Below are 25,956 nucleotides of genomic sequence, written 5' to 3'. Positions count from 1 at the left end.
CCATCATGACCGTGAATCCATTGCTTCATACATCCGACCTTCCCTATCACTTGCCTGCTTTTGCTGACATCAGGCTTGAGCACGCGATTGAAGCCTTCGATATCGCGTTGGTGACCCATCGTGCAGAGATCGATGAGATTTTGGCAGCAGAAGAACCGAATTGGGCTAATACCGTCGAGGCGCTGGAGGCTTCCGGACAAGACCTTGGGCGAGTGACCGCCTGGCTGTTTAACCTGCAAGGCACCGATGCCACTGAAGAACTTGATGCGGTGGTGGCACAAGTGGTGCCACGATTGTCCGAACACAGCGATGCGATCTACCAAGATGCGGAGCTCTACCGGCGATTGCTGGAGGTGGATGTTCCCGAGGACAACGAATCCAGCCGCCTTTATGCACAGCTTCTTCGGAGTTTCACTCGCCGGGGTGCTGGATTAAGCCTCTCAGACAAGCAGCGACTCAGTGAGATCAACCAGCAGCTCAGCTCGCTATCGGAGCAGTTTGGTCGCGCGTTGTTGGCCGATACGACCCGGTTGGCTGTGCGTTTCGACGACCCCGCTCAACTTGCTGGTCTGAGCCAGTCGCGCATCGACTCCGCCCACGCCGCGGCAGAAGGGCAGGGATGGTTGCTTCCGCTCGAGCTGCCGTCTGTGCAATCTGCGCAGGTAGTTCTAGAAAATCCGGCCTCGCGAGCACAGCTTCATGCAGCTTCCGGGCAACGGGGCGTTGAAACGAACGTCGATAATCTTGTGGCACAGGTTCGGCTACGCGCTGAGCACGCCCGGCTGCTGGGCTATGACACCCACGCTGACTACGTCATCGCAGAGGAGACTGCTGGTACCGCAGAGGCTGCTCGGGCCTTGCTTTTTGATTTGGCGCCCGCGGCTTCGGCCAATGCTGTGGCCGAGCACAAACTGGCCTCAGAACTAGCTGGGGAAGAACTCAGTGCCGCTGATTGGCCCTATTGGCAGGCGAAGGTACGCGAGCGCGACTACCAGCTAGATGAAGACGCGCTCTCGCACTATTTCCCTCTCGATCAGGTGCTCACTGACGGAGTATTCTTCGCCGCCCAGCGGCTCTACGGCGTCAGCGTCCAGCCGCGAGCAGACCTGCAGGGCTACGCCGAGGGCGTGGATGTGTGGGAGATCATCGACGCCGATGGCACCGGCCTGGGGCTGCTGCTGACCGACTACTTCGCGCGGCCGTCGAAACGCGGCGGGGCATGGATGAGCTCTTTTGTTGATCAATCGCAGCTGTTGGATACCAAGCCAGTGGTGGTCAACGTCATGTCGATCACTCAGCCCACTGATGGTTCGAGTCCGCTGCTGAGCATTGATCAGGTGACCACCCTGTTCCATGAGTTCGGCCACGCGCTTCATGGATTGCTTTCCAACGTGCGCTACCCGAGTCTGTCGGGCACCAACGTCCCCCGCGATTGGGTGGAATTTCCCTCCCAAATCAACGAAAACTGGGCCTTTGACCCCGAGGTGGTGCGCAATTATGCCCGGCACGTAGATACCGGCCAGGTCATCCCCGATGAGCTTATCGACGCCGTCCTCAGCGCCCGGCAGTTCGGCCAAGGCTTCGATACTTCCGAATACCTTGCTGCCGCCATCATCGACCTGGCGTGGCATTCGCTGACGCTGGAGGAAGCGAACGCACTCGGCGGGGACGCCGCAGCGGTGGAGGCTTTCGAACAAGCAGCCCTAGAAGAAGCTGGCCTGGCAGTGGACAATCTCTCGCCACGCTACCGTTCGAGTTACTTCAACCATATCTTCGGCGGCGGCTACTCAGCTGGCTATTACTCTTACCTTTGGGCAGAAGCACTCGATGCTGATGGCTTCGATTGGTTCGCTCAAGCAGGCGATATTGCCTCCGCGGGTAGCAGTTTCCGTGATCTGATTCTCTCCCGAGGTGCCTCGGTGGACTACCAAGAAGCCTTCCGCACATTGCGCGGACGCGAGCGCGATGTGCGCCCCCTGCTTGCCCGCCGCGGGTTGGCTGGCGTTGACGTGGGGTAGATTGAGATTTTATGTTCTCCGCCGCTGTGGACTGGACCACCCAACACCTGATTGTCACCCCGTTGTGGCTGCAGGCTGGGCTGATCTTGCTCGTGGCTGTGCCGCTGGCGGCAGTATCCGCCGTGGTGCTGGTTCGAATGGTGGACTCCGCTACATTCGCTGGACTGCGAGTGTGGCGATCGATAACCGGAGGCGACACAGTTCGCCCCACCCGACACTCAATCAGGAGCAATGACAACGATGGCCAATCCCGAGGAACTGCGCCGGCAAGATCAGAAGCTGCCGAAGGCCAAGCGTAAGTACCCGCAGTCACGGGTGACCCAATCGCTGTGGATTTTGTTAGCGATTGTGCTCATTACTTGGCTGATCACCTTATTCTAAGCAGATAGCAAAACACCCGGAGGCCATATGCGGTCTCCGGGTGTTTTGCTCTGAGAATTTTTACTGCGGACGGCGAGAGGCCTTAGCAACTTCTTGGAAAAGTTCGTTGTCGGCCAAGTCTTCGATCAAGACTGGGCGGCCCTTTCCATCACTGAGCGGGATACACCAGTTGGGGTACTGATCTCTGGTGGTGCCAGGCTGGTTTTGGGAGCGAATATCGCCGACCATATCGACCAGCGAGGTACAGCTGAGCGCTGAAGGGGTGCCGGAGATGAACTGGTGCAGGCTGACAATAAGCTCGCCGATTTCTCCGCGCTTATCACGTGCCAAGCCTTCAAATTCGGTGTGCGCCAGCTCCGTGCCTTCGAAACATCCGGTCTCCCGGATGCTGTCGAGGATCTTGGCCTGCCACTCAAGATCTTCGGCGTCTTCATCGGCGGCTGAGCGGGTCAGCACTCCAAGCTCATCACGCAAGGTGATGTGCTCGCCAGCGAGATAGCCAGCCGTGGGAGGCAGATCATGAGTATTGATTGAACTCAAAGAGAGTACGCGGTATTGATCCTGAGGCAATGGGCCATCCGGGGTGGCCTCGAACCAGAGGATCGATGTGCCCATAACGCCCTTGGACGCGAGGACGTCTCGGACCCAAGGCTCAAAGGTACCCAGATCCTCGCCGATGACTACCGCACCTGCGCGCTCGGCTTCTAGCGCCAAGATGCCCACTAGAGCTTCATGGTCGAATTGCACATAAGTGCCGGTGGTCGGGGACTGCATCCGCGGAATCCAGAAAAGTCGGAAGAGCCCGAGAATATGATCGACGCGGATTCCTCCGGAATGGCGCAGCACGGTGGTAAGCAGATTCCGCCACGCGCGGTAGCCATCTTCTGCCAACTTGACTGGGTGCCATGGCGGCTGCGACCAGTCTTGGCCTTGCTGGTTGTAGCCGTCCGGCGGGGCGCCAACAGAGGCCTCTGGAGCCAACCAGGGGGCAAGATTATGGGCATCGGCGCCGCCCGGGTGCACACCGACTGCCAAATCTGCCATGATTCCGATCTTCATGCCGGCGTCTTTGGCTCGCTTTTGAGCTGCGGCTAGCTGCTCATCGCAGAGAAGCTGCAACCAGATGTAGAAACCGGTTAGCTCCTCGATGCTGGGCCGAATGGCATGAGCGCGTTGAGTATGGATCTGGTCGAGCTCGCGCTGGGCACACCAAGAAGCGAAGTCCACGAGGCCTTGGCCCTCGCGCTCAACGAACGCTTGAAGATCCTGTTCCCGCTTGGCCGAACGCGGTAGTGCGTAGAGCTCGTGGAGTACATCGAGCTTGGCTTGGAATACCGGGTTGCGATCGATGATTTCTCCAGAGAGATTCATCTCGCGGAGTTCTTCGGCTAATTCTTCAACATCCGCGCGGGTATCTTTATCGAGCAACTCCACCTCGGGGACATCCTCGATGCGCAAGTAGATCGGGTTGGTGAAACGGCGCGTGGTGGGCAGATAAGGAGAATCCTCGACCGGCGGGAACGGTTCCGCCGCATGCATGGGATTGACCAAAAGGAAATCAGCACCGGCTTCAGTTGCCAGTACCTCGGCGAGCTGACCCATGTCGTGGAAATCACCGATGCCCCAAGAATCGGCTGAGCGCACCGAATACATTTGGGCCATCACCCCGGCTGCGGGGGAGTTGGTGTATTCATCGGTAGTGGAAAGCCGAACCGGAGTGATAATGAGCGCGCATTCGTTGCGGTACTCACCTGAAACCAGCTCGATGTGGTGCCAGCCCAGCGGTAGGTCATCGGGGAGTCGGAAAGTGGCCTCGCCCCACGTGATGCCCGCTACCGTCAGTGGCGCGCTCCAGTTTTCCTCCTGGTAGGCCTCCCGGATGCTGCCATCCTCCAAGATCAGGCGGACCTGAGCAGGCGCGCCATCATGGACGTGGACATTAAACGTCGGTGATGAGCCAACGGTGGTGACCACACACGGTGGCAACGGGCGAGTAGCCTCCGCATCACGGTAGGCAGCCAGCTGGGCGGCGGCGGCAGCTTCATCTGGATCATCGCCAAGCTGCACACCTAAGGCGCGCAGAGTTTTAATCAGCGTGTCCTGGGAAACACCGATTAGCTCCCCATCGCTGGCGGTGTACTGCGTGGCGACGCCATGAGCGTCCGCAAGGTCTCTCAACACGTCCTGGTAAGTCACAAGTCAACATATTGCCACCCCGAGTCCTCTTTCGCTGAAAAGTCCGGCAGATTACCTGGGCCTGTCACGACTCCAGAGGGCAGTATCCAAGGGTATGGTCAGGGAGAAAATGCTAGAAATTGCCGCCGACAGTGACGCTCCATGGACACAACGAGAGGACATTAGCAGTGCAGGAATACAGCACCCCGGCTGAGTTTGAAATCGCTCCGGGCGAGAGTTGCCTAACCGCAATGCTTGCTACCGCGAAGAACAATCCCAACGGGGTGATGTTTACCCGGCCAGCTAACTATGAGTGGGTCAATGTTACCTCTCGTGAGTTCGTCGATGAGGTATTTGACGTGGCCAAGGGCCTGATTGCCTCCGGCGTGAGCAAGGGTGATCGCGTCGCACTCATCTCGGGCACTCGATATGAGTGGTCGTTGCTCGATTTCGCTATTTGGGCAGCTGGCGCAGTGTCAGTGCCGGTCTACCCTTCATCATCTTTGATGCAGATGCAGTGGATTATCGAGGACTCTGGCGCAGTCATGGCGATCACGGAGACTCGTGAACATTCCGAACTGATTGCGCATTTGGTCCTAAGAGAAGACGGCAACGCAGGATTATATGGTTCGCCCTCACAATTGCGCCGAGTGCTTGAGATTAACTCCTCAGCCATTGCCACCTTGAAGTTTGAGGGCCGTCAGGTTGCTACTTCGGCAGTGGAAGAGCGAATTTCTTCCACCTCCACCGACGACCTCGCTTCATTGGTCTATACCTCGGGTACCACCGGCCGTCCCAAGGGCTGCCGTTTGACTCACCGCAACTGGCTCTCGGAAATTCGTGGATTGCTCACTCACCCGGTCGGCGCGATCGCGATGCCGGGTACCCGTGTCCTGACCTTCCTACCGATGGCGCACGTTCTTTCCCGTGCGGTTTCTCTCGCGGTGGTTATCGGCGGCGCAACTCAGAGCCACTGGGCTGATTTCTCTACCCTTTCGGTGGAGTTTTCCCGGTCGCGTCCCAACCTCATCCTCGGAGTACCGCGGGTGTTTGAAAAAGTGCGCAATTCCGCTGCCGCAAATGCGCTAGATGGTGGCTTGATTAAAGCGCGCATCTTCGCCAGTGCGGAGAGCACTGCCATCGATTACTCCCGCGCTTTGGACACTCCGGAGGGGCCTTCACGTGCGTTGCTGGCTCGCCGTCGGATGTTTGATCGGCTGGTCTACTCCAAGATCCGCGCTGGGATTGGCGACTCAGTGAAATATTGCATTACTGGTGGCTCAGCCATGAGCCATGATCTGCTGCACTTCTTCCGCGGAATTGGTGTCCCCGTCTACGAGGGCTACGGATTGACGGAGACAGCCGCCGCGGCTGCGGTTGATTTCGATGACCAGAAGATCGGCTCGGTGGGGCGCCCGATCGGCGGCACCACCATCCGAATCAACGAGGATGGGGAAATCCTGGTCAAAGGATCAACCGTCTTCGAGGGCTATTGGAATAACGACGAAGCTACTGCAGAGTCAATGCACAATGGTTGGTACAACACGGGAGATCTCGGAGAGATCCTAGAAACCGGACAACTGGTGATCACTGGCCGCAAGAAGGACCTGATCGTTACCGCAGGCGGAAAGAATGTTTCCCCTGGCCCGCTCGAGGATTCACTCCGGGCGCACCCGCTGATCTCTCAAGCGATGCTCGTCGGCGATGGAAAGCCGTTCATTGGTCTGTTGGTTACCCTCGACGAGGATGCAATGACTAGGTGGAAGCTCGACCACAACATTCCAGAGAACAAATCCATCAGCGATCTGGCTACTCACCCCACCTTGCGTGCAGAGATCCAAGACGCCGTTAACACGGTCAATGCCACGGTCTCCAGCGCGGAGGGCATCAAGAAGTTCTATATCCTCGACCAGGATCTGACCGAAGAAGGCAATGAACTTACCCCGACGATGAAGGTGAAACGCAACGTGGTCACCCAGCGGTATGCAGATGCCATTGATCATCTCTATCAGCGCTAGTCGAGGTATTCGGCGCGCCGACCAGAAAACCTCGGAGTCCTGACATAGAGTCAGCGAAGATCCAGCAAACGTCAAGGAAAAAGGGGTAGCTTCCGATGCAGAAGATCGCCGCCGAGCTACGCCACCGTGAGCTCACGCAGGAGATCTACAACATCGGTGACGAAGTCGCCGGTTACATCGAACACCTTGCTGAGGCTGTTGGTGATTGGGACGCAGAGCTTGTTGAGGACTGTCTTGCCGAGTTTAGTGAGATTCTCGATGATGCCCGTCGTGATTCTCGCACCATCGTCGGTGACCTCCTTGGCCTCCGACAAGCGTTGACATCAGGTGTTCGGGCCGGGGTCCTTTCTGCCTCCGCAGCTCCGGGGGCTCGGCTACCAGAACCCAATCTTCTCGACGCCGCGGTTCTCAACTCCGATTACCCGATTTCTGAGCAGCCGGGCGCTGTCCATGAATTATCCGATGTGCTCGATGCCCGCACTGAAGCGGTCACCGAATGGCTCGATGGGACCGTCGACTGGGTGCTTACCCAGACTGATCTGGTCGCTCGAAATCTCGATGCAGTCAGCCTTCCTCATCTTTATGCTCGTGTGGGTACCACTGTCACTGCGGCTGTTTCCGGCTGGCTTAGCACTGTAGCGGAAGCTCATCCGGCCTATACCCGCACCATGCGTGGCAACAATCCGCCGATGTTCCTCGCCGAACGAGCGCGTATCGACGCCATCGTCGCCAGCGTCGCAGCCAAGCGCGCTGCCCAAGGACGCGGCGCCGCCAGCTAGGCTGTCGGCCATGTCTGTTCCCTTCGGCGTGTACGTCCACGTCCCGTTCTGCGCAACCCGTTGTGGCTATTGCGATTTCAATACCTACACCCCAGGAGAGCTTGGAACCTCAGCCTCTCCTTCTTCCTATCTCGACGCTTTGGAACGAGAGCTTTCCTTGGCTGCAGAACAAGGTGGACGCCCAGCCGAGACAGTATTCGTCGGTGGCGGAACTCCTTCCTTACTTGGTGCAGATGGTTTAGCTCGCTTGCTGTCTGCGGTTCGAAATAGTTTCGGGCTTGCCCCGGGCGCTGAAATTACGACCGAGTCCAACCCTGAATCCACCTCCCCGGAGTTCTTTTCCGGGCTGCTGGACGCAGGATTCAATCGGGTTTCTCTAGGTATGCAGTCCGCATCGTCGTCGGTACTTCGGGTGCTCGATCGTTCTCATACTCCGGGACGCGCGATCGCCGCCGCCCAAGAAGCTGCTGCTGCTGGGTTCCAGCACGTCAATCTCGACATGATCTACGGCACCCCTACCGAGACTGACGATGACGTTCGACGCACTCTCGACGCCGTCTTGGCCGCCGGGGTCGATCATGTTTCCGCCTATTCTTTGATCGTTGAGGATGGCACAGCGATGGCTCGTAAAGTGCGTCGCGGAGAGCTGCCTGCCCCTGAAGAAGATGTTTATGCCGCCCGCTACGAGATCATCGATGAACGCCTCCGAGCCGAAGGTTTCGATTGGTACGAGGTCTCCAACTGGTCCAAGCCCGGCGGCGAATGTCGACATAACCACCTCTATTGGACTGATGGCGACTGGTGGGGTGCCGGCCCAGGTGCTCATTCCCACCTCGGCGACCAGCGTTTCTTCAACGTCAAACACCCGGCGCGCTACTCCGAGATGGTTTCCTCTGGACAGCTGCCCATCGCCGAGACCGAACAGCTTTCCGACGCCGACCGTCACACCGAAGCAATCATGCTCGGGATGCGCCTGCGCGAAGGCATTCCACTGTCGTGGATCAACCAGGCTGGACGCGAGGTGGTGGACGGATTTATCTCCCGCGGACTCCTGATCACCCATGGTGATCGTGTTGCACTCACCGCTCGAGGCCGGCTGCTGGCCGATGGCATGATCACCGACATCTTGGTGGCAGAAGAACAGTAGTCAGGGTGGTTGCTCGCGCCGCAGTTGTGGCCTGGTGCGGGGTGTCGGGGTGGTTTGGTGCGGTGCGAATAACCGTGGGGATGTGGGGTGGTTGCTCGCACTGCAGTTGCGACCCAACTTGGCACCTCCGGTCGACTTAGCGCGGTGCGAATAACCGTGGGGATGTGGGGTGGTTGTTCGCACTGCGGTTACAACCCAACTCGGCACTTCCGGTCGACTTAGTGCGGCGCGAATAACCGCGAGGACACGCCCTGGTTGTTCGCGCTGCAGTTGCGACCCAACTTGGCACCTCCGGTCGACTTAACGCGGTGCGAATAACCGCACATCGGGAACCCAATGGCCGATCGGCTGGTCTAAGAGTGCGGAGGTGCATATGGGCGGCAGATTGCCAGAGGGGCGGTTGATCTTAACTACAAAACAGCTGGCTGAATGTGGGTATCGGAACGCAACGGTCACCAGGATGGTGGCCAGGGGCGAGCTATTCCGAGTGGACCGAGGAATTTATACCACGGTAAAACCAGACGGCCGGTTGCTAGCAGAAGCCCTGCAGGTAAGTAGACCTGCCTTGGTATTGAGCGGATTGAGTGCCTATCAGGTCTATTCCAATCGGCAATTATCGGTTCCGTTGACTGGTGTGGTGCCTCGGGGGCTGAGCGCGGCGTCGACAAGGTTTGTTGAGATCAGGGAAGTCGCAGCAACCCCAGCCAATGAAATAGCCGGATTGAGAGTGACTCTGCCGGTGAAAGCCGGAATCGATCTAGCCAGGAGAAACTGGTCGAAAGCTATTCAGCTGCTGGAGGCGCAATATTCCGGGCGTGGTGGGAAAGGATTACTCAATGAGCATTTGGCCGAGATTGGGAGGATTCCACAGATTGGGAGAGAGCTTATCGCCAAGGCAGCGATTGGGTCAGACAGTCTGACGGAGCGGGATCTATTTCGGGTGCTCCGCTACCGAGGCCTCTCAGTGGAACAGAATGTGAAAGTAGGGCATTTTTGGTGGGATGGGGTCTTTAGAAAGGAGAAGGTCCTCGTCGAAATCGATGGCAGTAGCTATCACTCAGGAGAAGCCAGAAGTACTTTTATTAAAGACAGGTGGAAGCGCAATCAAGCCATGCGTCTGGGATATGTCGTGCTGACCTATACGCAAGTGTGCATCGATGAACACGTGGATATGGTTGTTGAACAAGTGTCAGATACGGTGGCTTGGCGGCTTTCTCACAACAATCGTGCTAATCGGCTTCCAGCTCCATTGACCTGGGAAAATGATCCAGTATGGCAGTGGCATGACTGGTGGCGACCCCCGGCTGAGCTGCAATACCTTTAGTCGGGAGGGTTAGTATGGAGAAACCTAGCAATCAAGGGAGGAGAGTGCCAGATGGCAGGATTGACTGACAGGCGCCGGCAGGAAGTCCTGCGGGCGATCGTGGCGGACTATATTCACTCCCAGGAACCGGTGGGTTCCAAGAGTCTGCTTGAACGTCATCAGCTCAACGTCTCTTCGGCGACTATCCGCAATGATATGGCGGTGTTGGAGTCCGAGGGACTCATCGCGCAGCAGCATGCCAGCTCCGGTCGAATTCCGACGGAGAAGGGCTATCGCCAGTTCGTCGATCACATTCATGATCTCAAACCACTCTCGGCGGCTGAACGTCGAGCGATCTTGTGTTTTCTTGAAGATGGCGTTGATATGGAGGACGTGCTGCGGCGCTCGGTGCAGTTGCTTTCACAGCTCACTCGTCAGGCAGCGGTGGTGCAGATACCTACGCTCAAGGTCTCGCGAGTTAAACACTGCGAGGTCGTGGCACTCGGCCCGATGCGGTTGCTGCTGGTGCTGATCACGGATTCCGGCCGGGTGGATCAACGCAATGTCGAACTAGACGATTCCCTCGATGCAGATGAAGTGATCCAACTGCGGGATTTGCTCAATTCAGCGTTGGTAGGCAAGTCGTTGCGGGAAGCATCGAGTTCTTTGGCGCAATTAGCAGTGGATGTTCCCCCCAATATTCAAGGGGCATTAGCCAAGTCGGCTAGGCGTTTGATCGAGACGTTGGTGGAACAACCCAGTGATCGACTGATCCTGACTGGTACCTCGCACCTCACGCGCAGCGCCAGAGATTTTCCCTCCGGTCTGCCGAGCGTCATTGAGGCACTTGAAGAGCAAGTAGTGGTTCTTAAACTACTTGCTAACGTTCCTGATCTGGGCAATGTTAGCGTGCTTATCGGTGGAGAGAACGAGGATGCGGAGCTGCAGGAGACATCGATCGTTGCGACCGCGTATGGTTCCGACGGGCATCCCCTGGGTGGACTTGGCGTGGTTGGTCCCACGTTTATGGATTACCCGGGAACAATCTCCAAGGTCTCGGCTGTTGCACGTTATGTCAGTCGGGTGTTGGCGGGCGAGTAGTCGCCACATCGACCAAGTAAACTCAAGCAATCGAAATACAAGCGACGATTTAAGGAAGTTCATTTAACCGTGGCACGTGATTATTACGGAATTCTGGGTGTGGATAAGTCCGCATCCGATGCGGAGATCAAGAAGGCCTACCGCAAGCTGGCTCGAAAGTTCCATCCGGATGTTAATCCGTCTGAAGAAGCGGCAGAGAAGTTCCGTGAGGCGTCGGTAGCTCATGAGGTGCTCACCGATTCGGAGAAGCGCCGCATTGTCGACATGGGCGGCGACCCGATGGAGCAGGCCAGCGGCGGTATGCCAGGAGGTCAGCCAGCGGGCGGCTTCGGGGATATCTTCGAGGCGTTCTTTGGCGGTGGCGGCGGAGGCGCGCGTGGTCCGCGTTCCCGAGTGCAACCAGGAAATGATGCTCTGCTGCGTGTGGCAATCACCTTGGAGGAAGCATTCTCGGGTCTGCAGAAGGACATCACCGTTGATACGGCTGTGGTCTGTGATCACTGTGAGGGCACTGGTTCGGAGTCTAAGGCTGCTGCAACTACCTGTGTGCAGTGCCATGGCCAGGGTGAAGTCCAAGAAGTACAGCGTTCCTTCCTGGGGAATATTATGACCTCGCGTCCGTGCCCGAGCTGTCAGGGATACGGCGAAGTCATCGCTGATCCGTGTTCTCGTTGTAGCGGCGAGGGCCGGATGAAAAAGCGTCGTAACCTGCAGGTTAATATTCCAGCAGGTATTGCTACCGGAATGCGGATTCGGATGTCCGGTCAGGGCGAAGTCGGCCACGGTGGCGGCCCAGCCGGTGACCTTTATGTAGAGATTGCTACCCGGACTCACCAGGTCTTCCAGCGGGAAGGCGATAGCCTGCAGCTGACGGTCTCGGTGCCGGTGGTCGATGCGATCTTGGGCAGCGATTTCAACGTCGAGGATCTCGCTGGCGATATGGTCGATATCAAGGTCCCGGCGGGTACCCAACCGGGCGAGCAGATCCGTCTCGCAGGCCAGGGCATGCCTCGTTTGCGGGCAGAAGGCCGCGGCGATCTCATCGCTCATGTCGATGTCGTGATTCCTACCGATATCGATGACAAGACCCGTGATCTGCTGGATCAGATCCGTGATCATCGAAACGAGCCGACCCACGTTAATCGTGAGGACGAAGAGTCATCGTTTTTCTCTCGTTTGCGCGGTAAGTTCCGCCGATGAGCCTGCCGGTATTCCTGCACCCCGGTCCCTTCGCGGGGGAAGTTACTCTCGCCGGCCCGGAGGGCAGGCATGCCGTGGCAGTCAAGCGGATCCAACCTGGGGAACAGATCATGCTTATCGACGGCCGCGGAGCCTTCGCCGAAGCCACCGTCACCGCCACCACCGGAAAGACGCAGCTGCTGGCACAGGTGGACCGAAGCGGCGTCGAAAAGCGTCCACGACCGGCAGTGACGGTCGTTCAAGCCTTGCCTAAGGCTGAGCGATCCGAGCTGGCGGTTGATTTGGCCACTCAGGCTGGCGCCGATGAGATCGTCCCTTGGCAGGCACAGCGATGCGTTGCCAAGTGGACCGGACCGAAGCTGGCTAAGGGCGTGGCTAAGTGGGAAACCACGGCGCTGGCTGCGGCCAAGCAATCGCGCCGCACCTTTATTCCGATCATCCATGATCCGGTTAACACTGCTGAGCTAGCGCAGCTGATCGCTGGCCGCCCAGCTTTGGTATTGCACGAGGATTCCGCAGTCGCTCTGAGTACAGTGGATCTCGACGTAGAAGATTTAGTGTTGATCATTGGTCCCGAGGGCGGAATTGGCCCAGAGGAAGTAGCAGAGTTGACCGCGGCTGGAGCGCAAGCAGTGCGGCTTGGCCCAGAGGTCCTGCGCACTGCGAGCGCGGCGATGGTCGCGCTATCAGCTATCGGTGTGCTCAGCAGTCGCTGGTAGAATTCTTAAACTAACGCCCAAGCGACAAGAAAGCAGGCCGAGGTACCCAGTGCCAGGACAGGTCATCACAAACACGGTGGAGCTTGACTCCGCTTATACTCAGGCGGTTCTAGGAGTCAACGACGGGAACCTGCGGGTGCTCGACAACCAGATTGACGCTGACTTTTTTGCCCGTGGCCACCAAGTACGCATTACTGGCCCCGGCCATGAGGTTGCCCGGGCAGTCAAGGTCCTCGAGGAGCTGGAATCGATTGCTCGACGGGGACATGTCATCTCTCCGGAGTCGGTGAAGCATGCAGTCTCCATCGTGACGGTGGAGGCTCCGCAGTCGGTCACTGAGGTCTTAGCTAGCGATATTGTTTCTCGGCGTGGGCGCACTATTCGGCCCAAGACGCTGGGACAGAAGGAATACGTCGACGCCATCGACGAGAACACCATCGTGTTCGGGCTCGGCCCGGCTGGTTCCGGTAAGACCTACTTGGCGGTGGCTAAGGCCGTTCAGGCATTGCAGGCAAAACAAGTCAGTCGGATCATTTTGACTCGCCCGGCGGTAGAAGCTGGTGAGAAGCTGGGATTTTTGCCCGGCACCCTCAATGACAAGATCGACCCGTATCTGCGCCCGCTCTATGACGCTCTGCGTGACATGCTCGATCCGGAGATGATTCCCAAGCTGATGGAAGCCGGGGTCATCGAGGTTGCGCCGTTGGCGTATATGCGCGGTCGCACGCTCAATGACGCTTTTGTCATTCTTGATGAAGCACAGAACACCACTGCGGCACAGATGAAGATGTTCCTTACCCGTTTGGGTTTTGGCGCTCAGATGGTGGTTACCGGCGATATCACCCAGGTGGATCTGCCAACTGGCCAAAAGTCCGGCCTGCGTTTGGTGCGCAATATCCTGCGTGGCGTGGATGATATTTACTTTGCGGAGCTCAGTAGCAGTGACGTGGTTCGTCACGCACTGGTTGGCCACATCGTGGACGCTTATGAAACCTATGAGGAGAAACAGCAGTCATGAGCATCGAGGTCTTCAACGAATCTGGGTTCGCGGGGGTCAATGAGGAGATGCTTATCGACGTCGCTTCTTTCGCCCTCGGCGAACTCGATATCCATCCCGATGCCGAGGCCTCCATCCACATCGTGGATCTGGCTACCATTACGGATTTACACGTGCGGTGGCTTGACCTAGAAGGCCCCACCGATGTGATGACCTTTCCGATGGATGAGTTGACCCCTGGCGGCGGTAGCTCCTCCGGCGGACGCCCGGATGCGCCCACACCGGGTAATGCCATGCTCGGCGATATTGTGCTGGCTCCCGAGTTTGCCGCCAAGCAAGCAGCCGCAGCTGGCCACGGATTAGACCATGAACTGGCGTTGCTGACCGTCCATGGTTGTCTTCATTTGCTTGGCTATGATCATGCCGTCCCCGCCGAAGAGCGGGAGATGTTTGCGTTGCAAAATGAGCTGCTAGCCGATTGGTACGACGACATTAAGCGTCGAGGAGTTCAGTACCAGCCCCGACCTACGGGTGCGCAGGCTTTCCCCTCGGCAGCTGATCGATTGGATCTTGACGGAATCGTCCCCGGCGGCGGAATCCCCGCTATCGCTGAGCCCAAGGCCAGCACGCCGGAACCTGGTGAGAACTAAATGGATCTTGGCATAGCCTGGCTGGGCACCGTCACTGTTATCGCATTGGCGTTGTCCGGCCTGATCGGAACTGTCGAATCGGCGGTTAGTTCAATTTCCCGCGCTCGCGTTGAAGCGATGAGCAAGGAAGACGTGCGCGGTGCTCGGACTCTACTGCGGGTTTTGGAGCGTCGCGCCGACCACATCAATTTATTGGTCTTGCTCCACACCTTGCTTGACGCCACTGCTGCAGTGTTTGCCGCAGTGCTGGCCTTGGCATTGTTTGATTCTGACCTCTGGGCGATCACGATTGCGATCGCGGTGGTGGCGCTTATTAGTTACGCCATCGTTGGGGTGTTTGCTCGGACGATGGGGCGCAAAAACCCCTATTCCATCTCGCTGCGTTCGGCGATGGTGCTCCAAGCGGTTTCTGTGGTGCTGGGGCCGTTGACCAAGTTGTTGATCTGGTTGGGCAATCTCATCGCTCCCGGCGATGGTTTCCGCGGTGGTCCTTATGCCACTGAGGTTGAACTGCGTGAAATGGTCGATATCGCCCAAGAACGCGGCATCGTAGAAATCAACGAGCGTCGAATGATCCAATCGGTATTCGATTTGGCTTCCACCACTGCCCGCCAAGTGATGGTTCCGCGCCCAGAGATGATCTGGATTGAGTCTGATAAACACGCAGGACAAGCCACCACATTGTGTGTGCGTTCGGGGCATTCCCGTATTCCGGTGGTGGGAGAAAATACCGATGACATCGTCGGAATTGTCTATCTCAAAGACCTCGTGCGTCGGACTTACCATCTGACAGATGGTGGTAGCTCGGTGAGCGTCGATGAGGTTATGCGCCCGGCTACCTTTGTGCCGGATTCAAAAAACCTCGACGAGTTGCTTCATGAAATGCAGCGCGATCATGTGCACATGTCCATGCTGGTCGATGAATACGGTGGCGTAGCCGGGCTGATTACTCTGGAAGACATCCTCGAAGAGATTGTCGGGGAAATCCATGATGAGTATGACCTCAGCGAAGTAACCCCGCTAGAGCGTATCGACGCCCACTCCTACCGCGCCGTCTCGCGCCTCTCCCTGGAAGATTTGGCCGATCGTCTTGATGAGGATCTCGACCTTGAGCTGGAATTTACTGAGGAGATCACTGAGCAAGTAGATACCGTAGCTGGATTGATCTCTTTTGAAATGGGAAGAGTGCCACTTCCAGGCTCCACCGTGACTACCTGTGGCCTGCGGCTGACCGCGGAGGGCGGCCGTGATCGCCGTGGTCGTGTCCGAGTGGGCACTGTAGTAGTAGAGGTGCTGGATAGTTAGCCCTCCGATGGGGGTGGAAGGCTATAGATTTTGGAGTGACTAAAGAGACATTCGGGGGTGTCTGGGTGTAGCCTCATCGCCGAGCTTCTAGCCTGGTTTTATCTGGTGAAGGCTACTCTAGGAAATCAGATCTGGGTGGGCCTCTCATAAAAAAATGTGCTCCCAACTGTGAATTTGCTTGACGATAGTGCAGAAAAGTCGAGTACATTGCCCTGCTAGGAAGATGCCCAAAAAGAAAGTCTCAAGTGGCTCTTTATCCCCATTGCCCCCATTTTTTGGGGCTTTTGCCGTTTAGACCGATGTCAGACAGTTAAGAGGCAAGCAAGCTGTAGTCGATCAGAGAGGGCATGCCTGTGTTGAACAAAGATGTGTTCGTACCAGTTGCTGTGGATCTGGCTATTAAAAACCGGGAACACTCTCGATTGATCTCGCCTCGCAGCCATAGCGGAGCGACCTTCGAAGATCATCTTCTGCTCGGCGATCTCCACCTGGAGACTCCGATCGACGCCGAGCGAGCAAGCTGGCATTACCGGCAAGCTCTTGAATTAGCCCGAAACACGGAGACTGCATCGATTGCTGCCTTGCGGATTTCTGAAGCGCTCCTGGAGGACTACCTCGTGTGGGATGCCTTCGATTTCATGAAGGAGTTTGCAGCACGCGAGCATGGCTACTCCGATCGTTTTCGTAGCATCTGGTTTCAGCAATGCGTCGATTTACTATCCCTGGAGTTTGGGTATGACGCTCAAGGCAAAGCCTATCCGACCTCGTCTTTTAGCTGTTTGCAATCGGTCGAACAAGCTCTGCAGGTGGAAGCCGCCCTATCCCAGATTCGCAATCTGACGAACTCGGAACAAGGCTTTTTGACTCAGCTGCGCCACGACCTTGACTCCAGCCAGCACCTAGTACGAGTGCCGTTGGACAGCACTCGAATTGCGGGTCTGCTGGTGGCATTGGCAGCAACATTGATTTTTTTCCTTGGTTTGCTGCCTGGGGCTTTCGGGTACATTGCCGGCTTGGTGGCCGTTGGTCTGGCAATAGGTATCTGGCTGCGTGGTCTGCGAGTTCCTTCGTGGGAGGCACATCGCCGTGGTGTGGAATCTCGCGGGTTTTCCTTCCCACATCTATCACTTCGTTGAGCCAGGTCTAAAGGGGGGCTGTTTGTTGCTCAAGCAATAGGTGGAGCACTATAGGACCATGAATATCTTGTCTATCCAGTCCGCCGTGGCCTACGGGCATGTGGGCAATTCCGCGGCCGTATTTCCCCTCCAGCGTTTGGGACATGAGGTGTGGCCGGTTTATACCGTCAACTACTCCAACCACACCGGTTATGGCGCCTGGCGCGGACCGATGATCCCCGCGAACGATGTTGCTGAGGTGATCACCGGCATCGAAGAACGCGGAGCTTTTGACCGAGTTGATGCGATTCTGTCGGGCTACCAAGGCGGGGCAGATATTGCAGATGTCATCATCGATGCCGTTGCTAAGGTCAAGCAGGCCAACCCGCAGGCGCTCTATGCCTGCGACCCAGTGATGGGCAATGCGAAATCTGGTTGTTTCGTCTCCGATCTCATCCCACCGTTGCTGCGTGACAAGGTCGTGCCGGTGGCAGATATCATCACCCCGAACCAATTTGAGCTGGGATACCTCACAGGTATCGAAGCCTCAGATCTGGATTCCACCCTTGCAGCCGTTGACGCCGCTCGCGCGATGGGCCCATCTACCGTTTTGGTGACCTCGGTTGAACGTCCGGATCGCCCGGAGGGCACCATCGAGATGCTTGCGGTCAACGACTCGGGCGCCTGGATCTTGCGCACGCCATTCCTACCGGTGAAGTTCAACGGCTCTGGTGACGTGACTGCAGCTCTATTTACTGGGCATTATGTCGCCACCGGAAATATCGCCGATGCGCTGGCTAAAACCGCCTCAAGCGTCTTTGATCTGGTCAGCAACACCTACGAAGCCAAGGTTCGTGAGTTATTGCTGGTGGAGTCCCAAGACGCATTTGCCCACCCTCGGATGCAGTTCCAAGCAACTCAAGTCCGCTAGGTTCGCAATCTGTCCAGTCCGCACCAGCGAAGTATTGAGAAACGGGCTCTGAATAGAGCGTCAGCCAGTTTTCAGCGACAGTCCTATACTTGCCGAAGGAGATCAATTCCGATCTCCTTCGCACTGGGCTGGACCACATTGCGGAGAAATTTCTCCGGCCATGAGGGTGTCTGCCCGAGATCTTTTGGAGCACCGTATGCCTTCTGAAATTGCTTCCCTGATGTCGTGGACTTTTGCGGAGGAAATTCCCATTCCGGATGACGTTAGCTTGATTCTCCTCCAGAATGAGGTGCCCAAGGCGGCTTATAAAGCCGCCCGAGATTCGGCAATTTTCACTAATCTCCGCATTATTTTCCGCGATGCGCAGGGGCTACGTGGCAAGAAAGTTGAGATTTACTCCTTGCCCTTTTCCTCAATCAACATGTGGTCTTCCGAGAATATGGGCGTTTTAGACTCAGACTCGGAGATCGAATTGTGGACCCGATCTGGCAACATAAAGATCAAGCTGGGGCGAGGGATTGACATCCGTCAGCTGGATAACCACATCACCGCTGGTGTGTGCCGATAAATCTCTTCGCTAACTCTGGTGCTTTCTAAATGGCGTGCCTTATCTCAAGGTGCGCCATTTTTAGTGGATTAAGTGGCTGCCACCAGCCCCGGCAATGCTGGAGCGAATGAGTGATCTGCCATCCTGAGAGTTGTGCTCAGTGGCGCTGGCATGCGGAAACCTTTGGGTGCCAGCGATAACGCGACTAGGGTATAGGGAAACCACCGACCTAGGAGTCACCCATTAGCAGTTTCATGGATATCCCGGAGGGCTTTCGCTCCGGCTTCGTTAGTTTCGTAGGACGCCCGAACACGGGTAAATCGACCCTCACCAACGCATTGGTGGGGGAGAAGATCGCGATCACGGCGAACCAGCCGGAGACCACCCGCCACCCGATTCGCGGCCTCGTCCACCGTGAAGATGCGCAGATCATTGTGGTGGATACCCCAGGCCTGCACCGCCCGCGCACCCTGCTCGGCGAGCGTCTCAATGAAATGGTCAAAGAGACCTATGCGGACGTCGATCTGATCGGTCTGACCATCCCCGCCGATGAGAAAATCGGCCCCGGCGACCGCTGGATCTTGGATAATGTTCGCCAGATTGCCCCGAATACCCCGATTGTTGGCATCGTGACCAAGCTGGACAAGGTCTCCAAAGACCAGGTCGGCGAGCAGCTGTTGGCATTGCATGAGTTGCTGGGTGAAAAATCCGAGGTTATCCCGGTCTCTGCTGCCGATGGGATCCAAATTGACGCGTTGCTTGATGTGATCGCTTCCCAGCTTCCTGAGGGACCCAAGCTCTACCCCGAAGGCCACGTCACCGACGAAAACACGGAGACTCGCATTGCAGAACTGATCCGCGAGGCGGCGCTGACCGGTCTGAAAGAAGAACTACCGCACTCGGTGGCAGTCTCCGTCGATGAGATGTTGCCGGATCCAGATCGCGGTGGATTGCTCAATATTCACGCCATCATCTACCTTGAGCGCGAAGGCCAGAAGGCGATCATCACAGGTAAGGCTGGCCGTCGAATGGGTCGGATCATTCACAATGCCCGCCAAGAAATCATCAAGCTGCTGGGTGAGAACGTGTACCTAGATTTGCGTATCAAGGTACTCAAAAACTGGCAGTCAGATCCGAAGTCTCTGGGCAGGCTTGGTTTCTAGGGCCACATTATGCGTCGGGAGTCCTATCGTGACCGTGCTCTGGTGGTACGCACCTACGCTTTTGGTGAGGCCGACCGCATCATCGTCTTGTTGACCAGAAATCATGGGATTAAACGCGGGGTAGCCAAAGGGGTACGCCGCGCTAAATCAAGGTTTGGTTCGAGGCTGCAACCCTTCGTCGACATTGACGTTCAGATGTATCCAGGCCGCAACCTCGAGTCGATTACTGGGGCCGATACCGTAGCTTTCTATGGCGCCGGCATCATCGATGACTATGAGCGCTACACCGCCGCCTGTGTCGCTCTGGAATCTGCAGAACGGCTGGCGTCCGCGGAAGGCCAAGAAGATCCTTGGCTGTTTGATCACCTTAGTGAGACCCTTGCGCGGCTTCAACGAACTAGCGACCCGGTCCTAGAACTGGATTCTTTTCTGCTCCAAGCCATGGGGCATGCTGGCTGGGCGCCGAGCCTGTTTAACTGTGCCCAGTGCTCGGCAGCTGGCCCGCATCACGCTTTTCATCCGGCAATCGGTGGGGCATGCTGTCTAAATTGTCGGCCACCCGGTTCCGCGGAGGTTCCAGAACAGTCATTAAGGCTGATGTGGTTTCTCGCCCATGCGCATTGGCCAGCTGCATTTGAGCTAGCTCATTCTGCTGAGGGACCTCAACTTGCAGCTGCAGCGCACCGAATGACTCGGGCACATTTGCAGTGGCACCTAGAACAGAAGATCATCAGCCTGACGGTGATGGACCAAGTTTAGGCTCTCAGGTGGCACAATGGATTGAGTGACTGATTCGATCTCTGCACTGACCCCTCCGGATATCCCCGCGCAGTTTATGCCCCGCCACATCGCCCTAGTGATGGACGGTAATGGACGTTGGGCCGAGCAACGCGGGCTCAAGCGCACCGAGGGCCACAAGCGTGGTGAAGCGGTGCTCATGGATGCCGTGGACGCTTGCTTGGCTATGGATGTGCCTTATCTGTCTGCCTATGCCTTTTCCACCGAGAACTGGCGTCGTTCCACTGACGAGGTTCGGTTTCTCATGGGATTTAACCGAGATGTCTTACGTCGTCAGCGTGAAGTCCTCCACGAGAAGAACGTTCGCATGCGTTGGGTTGGCCGTCGCCCGCGGCTGTGGCGATCGGTGATCCGCGAACTCGAAGCCGCAGAAGAACGGACCAAAGACAACACCGCTATGACTCTGGCGATGTGCGTTAACTATGGTGGACGAGCTGAGATTATCGACGCCGCGCGTGATATCGCCAAGGAGGCAGCCGCCGGCAGGTTACACCCAGAGGAGATCACGGAAGACAGCTTTTCCCGCTGGCTCGATGAGCCAGACATGCCGGATGTGGATCTGTTTCTGCGTCCTTCCGGAGAAAAACGCACCTCGAACTTCTTGCTCTGGCAATCGGCCTACGCTGAGATGGTCTACCAAGACAAACTATTTCCCGATTTCACCGTCGAGGACTTGTATGCAGCGGTAAAAGAGTACGCTTCTCGTGATCGTAGATTTGGTGGAACGAAATAGCGCTATGGGATACCCCGAGGCCATTTGTGGGAGGAAATCATCGTGGATTCGCACGTGACGCCGACTAATGCGCAAATCAGCAGGTGGCGACGCTACCTCGCCAATGAGCGGGCGGAGGCAGCTGTCTACCGTGAATTAGCACATCGTAAGACTGGAGAAGAACGAGAAATTCTGCTTGCCCTGGCCGAATCGGAAGCTCGTCATGAAGGATATTGGCGGGACAAACTAGGTGATTATGTTGGTTTTCCCAGACAACCCGACCTCGGTACGAGGTTCGTGGGTTTCTTAGCCAAGCGTTTCGGCTCGGTTTTTACACTTGCGCTCATGCAGACTGCTGAATCGCGGAGTCCCTATATCACCGATGTGGATGCTTCCGAGCAGATCGCGGCCGATGAACGTATTCATGCCGAGGTCGTTCGTGGGCTAGCTACCCGCAGCCGAGAGAAGATGTCCGGTGGTTTTAGAGCCGCAGTATTTGGTGCCAATGACGGTTTGGTATCCAATCTGGCACTCGTTGTCGGCGTGATGGGCTCGGGAGTGGGGTCTAATTTCATCCTCATCACTGGTATGTCTGGTCTGCTGGCTGGTGCCTTGTCGATGGCCGCTGGTGAATGGGTATCAGTGAAGTCTCAAAATGAGTTACTTGAAGCATCCACCCCCCGGCTCAAGGCAAACACGCTGCTTCCGGAACTGGATGTCAACGCCAACGAGTTGGTGTTGGTCTACCGAGCAAGGGGACTCAGCGAACAAGAAGCAGTGGCCAAAGCCGATGAGGAATTCTCGCGCATAGCGTTGGAACGAGCCATTGGGCTGAATTCAGAAGAGTCTTCGGATGAGGATGACACCTTAGGTAGACAACACACACCTGCGAACTCGGAATGGGCGGCGGCGATCTCGAGTTTCCTCTTTTTTGCCGTTGGCGCGTTTATCCCGATTATCCCATTCTTGTTCGGCGCGACCCCGGTTGTTGGGGCGATTATCGCAACGATCTTGGTCTCAGGCTCACTGCTTATTACCGGTGGGGTAGTGGGAGTACTTTCCGGTAAATCTCCATTGACCAGAGGATTCCGCCAGCTTCTCATTGGGATTGGGGCGGCTGGAATTACCTACCTATTGGGCTTAACTTTCGGCGCAGTGGTGGGCTGATCAGTCCTCTCGTAGGTGGCAGGTAGCGCAGAGCCCGAAGATCTCAGCATCGTGTCCGGACATGAAAAAACCGTGTTCGCTGGCGATTCCTCTGGCCCACGTCTCCACTGGGCCTCCATCAATTTCCTCGGTGCGGCCACAGCTGGTGCACACCAAGTGATGGTGGTGGGAATCCGAGGAACACTGGCGGTAGAGGGTCTCACCATTGCTCATATGCAGTACATCGACCATGTGAAGGTCAGCCAATGATTGCAACGTGCGGTAGACGGTGGTCAGTCCCACTTTCATGCCGCGACTATCGAGTTGTTCATAGATCTGTCGGGCAGAGGCAAACGTCTCTATTTCGGAGAGGACGGAGACCACCGCGGTGCGTTGACGGGTACTGCGGGCACCCAGTTTTGGGGGATCAGATGGAAGTGAGGACATAAGGAACGTACCTCCTAGGCGCAGAACAGGGACCTCAGTCTTTCCCTCATGTTACTGCGGTTGTGGAAGTTACCTAGATGGGGCTAGGGAGTCGGGGGCTGAGGAGCCGGATCCGGGAGAGCATCCGCGGGTGCGTTCTCCGCAACGACAGCGGCTGGGGCGTGAGCGTATTGCCCGAGGCCTTCGGTATCTGGGGTGCGGAAAGCATTCGGGAGTGTGATCACCGGTGCGAGCTGGCCTTCATCGCGGGTATAGCGGCCAATGGTGGCAGCAGCGCCGATGATGTCTGTGGTCTGAGGAAGAGCGAGCCGGTAGATAACCTCACGGCCATGGCGTTCGGAGTCAACGATTCCGGATTGCTTGAGCACTCGAAGATGTTGGCTTACCAGCGGTTGTGATTTGCCTAGACCACGGACAAGTTCGTGGACAAAATGATCACGGTCGGAGAGTCGCTGAATGATCTGGACTCTTAATGGAGAGTCGAGCGCGCTGAGAATCATCTCGGCGGCAGTGAGGTCAGTATCAGAAAGCGTGGCCATTCTTTAGCTCAGTCCTACTCATTTTTATCGGGCACAGTCGGGGGCTTCCGATCTGCAGCCTTCTTGTATGTCCGAAAAGTTGTACATACACCCTCTAGCCAGGCCTTTTATTGGCTGTTGAGTGAGTGCTATCGCGTCTATATACATTCTACTTTCGGGGAGGATAAGTCAAACTGATTTGTCTATATATCTGTTCTTGTGGGATCGGGCGATGTGGACCTATCCCCGGATTCCCCGATGGAATTGGCGGACGGCTACACTCAGGGAAATAACACTCGACTGAAACCATTAACCCGAGGAGTCTAAAATCCCCATGGCGCCCGTCATTGATACCGTCGTTAACCTCTGCAAGCGCCGCGGCTTGGTTTACCAGGCAGGTGAGATCTATGGCGGATCCCGATCTGCGTGGGACTACGGCCCGCTGGGTGTAGAGCTCAAGGAAAACATCAAGCGCCAGTGGTGGCGTCATATGGTTACCTCGCGTGCAGACGTGGTGGGTGTAGATACCTCCATCATTCAGCCGCGTCAGGTCTGGGTTTCCTCCGGCCATGTCAAGGTATTCACTGATCCGCTGGTGGAATCCCTGCACACTCACAAGCGTTACCGTGCGGATCATCTGCTCGAGGCCTACGAAGAAAAGCACGGTCACCCGCCGGTCAATGGCATGGCAGACATCAATGATCCAGAGACCGGTCAGCCGGGCAACTGGACTGATACCAAGGCATTTTCTGGCCTACTGAAGACCTACCTCGGCCCCGTTGATGACGAAGAGGGCTTGCATTACCTGCGTCCCGAGACTGCTCAGGGCATCTTCGTGAACTTCAAAAATGTCATGACTTCCGCGCGTATTAAGCCTCCGTTCGGTATTGCCAATATCGGCAAGTCTTTCCGCAATGAGATCACCCCAGGCAACTTCATCTTCCGTACCCGCGAGTTTGAGCAGATGGAGATGGAGTTTTTCGTCAAGCCGGGTGAGGACGAAGACTGGCACCAGAAGTGGATCGATGACCGCTACCAGTGGTACATCAACCTCGGTATCCGTCCCGAGAACCTGCGGTTGTTCGAGCACCCGCAGGAAAAGCTCTCGCATTATTCCAAGCGCACCGTGGATGTTGAGTACGCCTACAACTTCGCTGGTACCAAGTGGGGCGAGCTGGAAGGCATTGCCAACCGTACTGACTATGACCTGCGGGTTCATTCCGAAGGCTCCGGGGAAGATTTGTCCTACTTCGACCAAGAGTCCGGCGAGCGGTGGATTCCCTTCGTCATTGAGCCGGCTGCTGGTTTGGGCCGGGCCATGATGGCCTTCTTGGTCGATGCCTACACCGAGGACGAAGCTCCCAACTCTAAGGGCGGAGTGGACAAGCGCGTCGTGCTCAAGCTTGATTACCGGCTTGCTCCGGTCAAGGTCGCCGTGCTGCCGCTGTCAAAGAAGGAGCCACTCAGTGAGATGGCCCGGAAGATCTCCAATGAGCTGCGTAGCCTGTGGAACATCGACTTCGACACCTCTGGTGCAATCGGCCGCCGCTACCGTCGTCAGGATGAGATCGGTACTCCCTTCTGCGTGACCGTCGACTTCGACACCATCGAAGATGGTGCCGTTACCGTCCGTGAACGCGACACCATGGCGCAGGAGCGAGTCAAGCTCGTTGATCTGCAGGACTACCTGGCAATCCGCCTCGTCGGCTGCTAGCGATGGACTACACCAGTTGGGACCGTAATAAGCGCGGAGCTCCCATCCTCTTGGCTGAGGATGGTCCGCGCGAGTTGGGCAGCTTCACTGAGGATTCGGCTACCGTTGACGGCGATACCTGGGAGCTCACTTTTGACCGGGAAACCGGTGCTCAGGCAGTGCTTGCCGACGAACGTCTCTTCCGTGCCGTCGGCAATTTCCGCAAGGATAAAACCATCAACGCCATCCTGGGTGAGCATAAGTTCACGCTGATCAATGAGTCGGCGAACAATTGGATTATCGATGACGAGCATGGTGACAAGGTCGGCCAGTTTTCCGGCGGTAACAACGGCGTGCGCCGGGCGATTCTCGAGCTCGACGGTGACGTCAGTTTGTCAGCTGAGGAACTAGTCGCCTTGAGTTGGTTTGTTCGGCTGATTTTGGAAAACCGACTCAGCAGGACTAGCACCACGCTCATTGGCACGCTCATCGGTATGTCCGTGGTCGCGATCTTGGCGTTTCTCTTCTAGAGATCGTCAGTCCAATGGTTGAGAGCGCGGAGAATCCAGCCCAGTTGTGGTCGTGGCGGGGCAATGAGCTTTTTGGCGAGGACGGCCAATCTCTGGCCTTAGTGCGTTCCGATGTCATCTACTTCGGAGACCAGCGTTTATTAGTGGAATCGGTAGCTGGACCCATTCAGTTCCGTGCTAGGGCCACCACCGGTGAAGGTGAGGTATTTACCCTCCTTCAATCCGGATTTACCGTTCAAACCTTGAGTGCTGATTGCGCTGGACGCAGCTACCAACTACGTCGTTCTAGTGTGTGGCGCAAAGAACGCAACATCATCGGAGAAACTGGCACGGTGGCCACTGTTCGTCCCCTAATTAGTGGGCGAGTAGATATGCTCCACGGGCCAGCTTGGGAAGAGCTGCCACTAGCAGATGCAGTGTTTTTGAGCTGGGGATGTGTACTGGTGGACTCACCGGTGCGCCGACCACGGGTATAGCCTATCTAGCCCACTACAGAGTCCATCGTCATTGTTCTCAAGCGGCTGGTTTAACAACTCAATGATGACGGGGCGCATGCCTTGGCC

At 56.8% G+C, this 25,956-nt stretch carries 25 protein-coding genes; 22 read left to right on the top strand and 3 right to left on the bottom strand.

Translation table 11 applies throughout. The features are described from left to right. Positions 1 to 5: 5 nt before the first annotated feature. Together C5L39_RS04440 and C5L39_RS10645 are read left to right on the top strand one after the other, a co-directional pair. Complete coding sequence (locus tag C5L39_RS04440; protein ID WP_123047641.1) at positions 6 to 2,018, top strand: M3 family metallopeptidase; 2,013 nt, start codon at positions 6 to 8, stop codon at positions 2,016 to 2,018. 11 nt (positions 2,019 to 2,029) lie between these two features. Further along, on the top strand, positions 2,030 to 2,317 hold the full coding sequence (locus tag C5L39_RS10645; protein WP_126268727.1) for a hypothetical protein: 288 nt from the start codon (positions 2,030 to 2,032) through the stop codon (positions 2,315 to 2,317). A 142-nt stretch (positions 2,318 to 2,459) separates the two neighbouring features. Here C5L39_RS10645 and malQ read toward each other — a convergent pair whose 3' ends face one another. Then, positions 2,460 to 4,595, bottom strand: a complete 2,136-nt coding sequence (gene malQ, locus C5L39_RS04435) for a 4-alpha-glucanotransferase (RefSeq protein ID WP_123047640.1) — start codon at positions 4,593 to 4,595, stop codon at positions 2,460 to 2,462. Positions 4,596 to 4,762: 167 nt separating this feature from the next. Between malQ and C5L39_RS04430 the strand changes: the two genes are divergently transcribed. The 17 genes from C5L39_RS04430 (at position 4,763) to C5L39_RS04350 (ending at position 22,226) form a co-directional block, all read left to right on the top strand. Then, positions 4,763 to 6,592: an AMP-dependent synthetase/ligase gene (locus C5L39_RS04430; protein WP_245974873.1), complete on the top strand. Its 1,830-nt coding sequence runs from the start codon at positions 4,763 to 4,765 to the stop codon at positions 6,590 to 6,592. 95 nt (positions 6,593 to 6,687) lie between these two features. Beyond that, positions 6,688 to 7,371 carry a hypothetical protein gene (locus C5L39_RS04425; RefSeq protein WP_123047639.1) on the top strand — a complete coding sequence of 228 codons (684 nt, stop codon included), beginning with the start codon at positions 6,688 to 6,690 and terminating at the stop codon, positions 7,369 to 7,371. 10 nt (positions 7,372 to 7,381) lie between these two features. Continuing rightward, positions 7,382 to 8,518: a radical SAM family heme chaperone HemW gene (gene hemW / locus C5L39_RS04420; protein WP_219729210.1), complete on the top strand. Its 1,137-nt coding sequence runs from the start codon at positions 7,382 to 7,384 to the stop codon at positions 8,516 to 8,518. A 373-nt stretch (positions 8,519 to 8,891) separates the two neighbouring features. Next, entirely contained in the window at positions 8,892 to 9,842 is a 951-nt protein-coding gene (locus tag C5L39_RS04415) for a type IV toxin-antitoxin system AbiEi family antitoxin domain-containing protein (protein ID WP_123047638.1), read from the top strand. Between the two features lie 51 nt (positions 9,843 to 9,893). Beyond that, on the top strand, positions 9,894 to 10,922 hold the full coding sequence (hrcA, locus tag C5L39_RS04410) for a heat-inducible transcriptional repressor HrcA (RefSeq protein WP_123047637.1): 1,029 nt from the start codon (positions 9,894 to 9,896) through the stop codon (positions 10,920 to 10,922). A 69-nt stretch (positions 10,923 to 10,991) separates the two neighbouring features. Beyond that, positions 10,992 to 12,122, top strand: a complete 1,131-nt coding sequence (dnaJ, locus tag C5L39_RS04405) for a molecular chaperone DnaJ (protein ID WP_123047636.1) — start codon at positions 10,992 to 10,994, stop codon at positions 12,120 to 12,122. Beyond that, positions 12,119 to 12,841 (top strand): 16S rRNA (uracil(1498)-N(3))-methyltransferase, encoded by a 723-nt coding sequence (locus C5L39_RS04400; RefSeq protein ID WP_123047635.1) that lies wholly within the window; start codon positions 12,119 to 12,121, stop codon positions 12,839 to 12,841. Before dnaJ ends, C5L39_RS04400 begins: the two co-directional genes overlap by 4 nt. Before the next feature lie 49 nt (positions 12,842 to 12,890). After that, positions 12,891 to 13,859 carry a PhoH family protein gene (locus C5L39_RS04395; RefSeq protein ID WP_165857969.1) on the top strand — a complete coding sequence of 323 codons (969 nt, stop codon included), beginning with the start codon at positions 12,891 to 12,893 and terminating at the stop codon, positions 13,857 to 13,859. Beyond that, positions 13,856 to 14,488, top strand: a complete 633-nt coding sequence (gene ybeY / locus C5L39_RS04390; protein ID WP_123047634.1) for an rRNA maturation RNase YbeY — start codon at positions 13,856 to 13,858, stop codon at positions 14,486 to 14,488. Before C5L39_RS04395 ends, ybeY begins: the two co-directional genes overlap by 4 nt. Beyond that, positions 14,489 to 15,793, top strand: coding sequence for a hemolysin family protein (locus C5L39_RS04385; protein ID WP_123047633.1), 1,305 nt, complete (start codon positions 14,489 to 14,491; stop codon positions 15,791 to 15,793). It begins immediately after the preceding gene. A 353-nt stretch (positions 15,794 to 16,146) separates the two neighbouring features. Then, positions 16,147 to 16,929, top strand: coding sequence for a hypothetical protein (locus tag C5L39_RS04380; protein ID WP_123047632.1), 783 nt, complete (start codon positions 16,147 to 16,149; stop codon positions 16,927 to 16,929). 58 nt (positions 16,930 to 16,987) lie between these two features. Then, positions 16,988 to 17,839: a pyridoxal kinase PdxY gene (pdxY, locus tag C5L39_RS04375; RefSeq protein ID WP_123047631.1), complete on the top strand. Its 852-nt coding sequence runs from the start codon at positions 16,988 to 16,990 to the stop codon at positions 17,837 to 17,839. Between the two features lie 196 nt (positions 17,840 to 18,035). Next, positions 18,036 to 18,407: a PH domain-containing protein gene (locus C5L39_RS04370; protein ID WP_123047826.1), complete on the top strand. Its 372-nt coding sequence runs from the start codon at positions 18,036 to 18,038 to the stop codon at positions 18,405 to 18,407. Between the two features lie 233 nt (positions 18,408 to 18,640). Then, positions 18,641 to 19,549, top strand: coding sequence for a GTPase Era (era, locus tag C5L39_RS04365; RefSeq protein ID WP_123047630.1), 909 nt, complete (start codon positions 18,641 to 18,643; stop codon positions 19,547 to 19,549). A 9-nt stretch (positions 19,550 to 19,558) separates the two neighbouring features. Further along, positions 19,559 to 20,308: a DNA repair protein RecO gene (gene recO / locus C5L39_RS04360; RefSeq protein WP_123047629.1), complete on the top strand. Its 750-nt coding sequence runs from the start codon at positions 19,559 to 19,561 to the stop codon at positions 20,306 to 20,308. A gap of 37 nt (positions 20,309 to 20,345) precedes the next feature. Beyond that, entirely contained in the window at positions 20,346 to 21,080 is a 735-nt protein-coding gene (locus C5L39_RS04355) for an isoprenyl transferase (RefSeq protein ID WP_123047825.1), read from the top strand. Positions 21,081 to 21,122: 42 nt separating this feature from the next. After that, positions 21,123 to 22,226: a VIT1/CCC1 transporter family protein gene (locus tag C5L39_RS04350; protein ID WP_123047628.1), complete on the top strand. Its 1,104-nt coding sequence runs from the start codon at positions 21,123 to 21,125 to the stop codon at positions 22,224 to 22,226. Here the strand turns inward: C5L39_RS04350 and C5L39_RS04345 are convergent, their stop codons facing one another. Continuing rightward, on the bottom strand, positions 22,227 to 22,652 hold the full coding sequence (locus C5L39_RS04345) for a Fur family transcriptional regulator (RefSeq protein ID WP_123047627.1): 426 nt from the start codon (positions 22,650 to 22,652) through the stop codon (positions 22,227 to 22,229). A gap of 83 nt (positions 22,653 to 22,735) precedes the next feature. Further along, positions 22,736 to 23,191, bottom strand: coding sequence for an ArsR/SmtB family transcription factor (locus C5L39_RS04340; RefSeq protein WP_123047626.1), 456 nt, complete (start codon positions 23,189 to 23,191; stop codon positions 22,736 to 22,738). Positions 23,192 to 23,504: 313 nt separating this feature from the next. On the opposite strand from C5L39_RS04340, the gene C5L39_RS04335 reads away from it, so the two are divergent. Genes C5L39_RS04335 through C5L39_RS04325 form a run of 3 tightly spaced genes read left to right on the top strand, consistent with a single transcriptional unit; the run spans position 23,505 to position 25,869 of the window. Then, complete coding sequence (locus tag C5L39_RS04335; RefSeq protein ID WP_123047625.1) at positions 23,505 to 24,884, top strand: glycine--tRNA ligase; 1,380 nt, start codon at positions 23,505 to 23,507, stop codon at positions 24,882 to 24,884. 2 nt (positions 24,885 to 24,886) lie between these two features. Then, entirely contained in the window at positions 24,887 to 25,393 is a 507-nt protein-coding gene (locus tag C5L39_RS04330) for a hypothetical protein (protein WP_123047624.1), read from the top strand. A gap of 14 nt (positions 25,394 to 25,407) precedes the next feature. Continuing rightward, entirely contained in the window at positions 25,408 to 25,869 is a 462-nt protein-coding gene (locus tag C5L39_RS04325) for a hypothetical protein (protein ID WP_123047623.1), read from the top strand. Positions 25,870 to 25,956 lie beyond the last annotated feature (87 nt).

The sequence above is a fragment of the Corynebacterium alimapuense genome (assembly GCF_003716585.1).
GTDB classification, from domain to species: Bacteria; Actinomycetota; Actinomycetes; order Mycobacteriales; family Mycobacteriaceae; genus Corynebacterium; species Corynebacterium alimapuense.
Note: the sequence above shows the minus strand (reverse complement) of the source record. Positions and strands in the feature narration are given on the sequence as shown.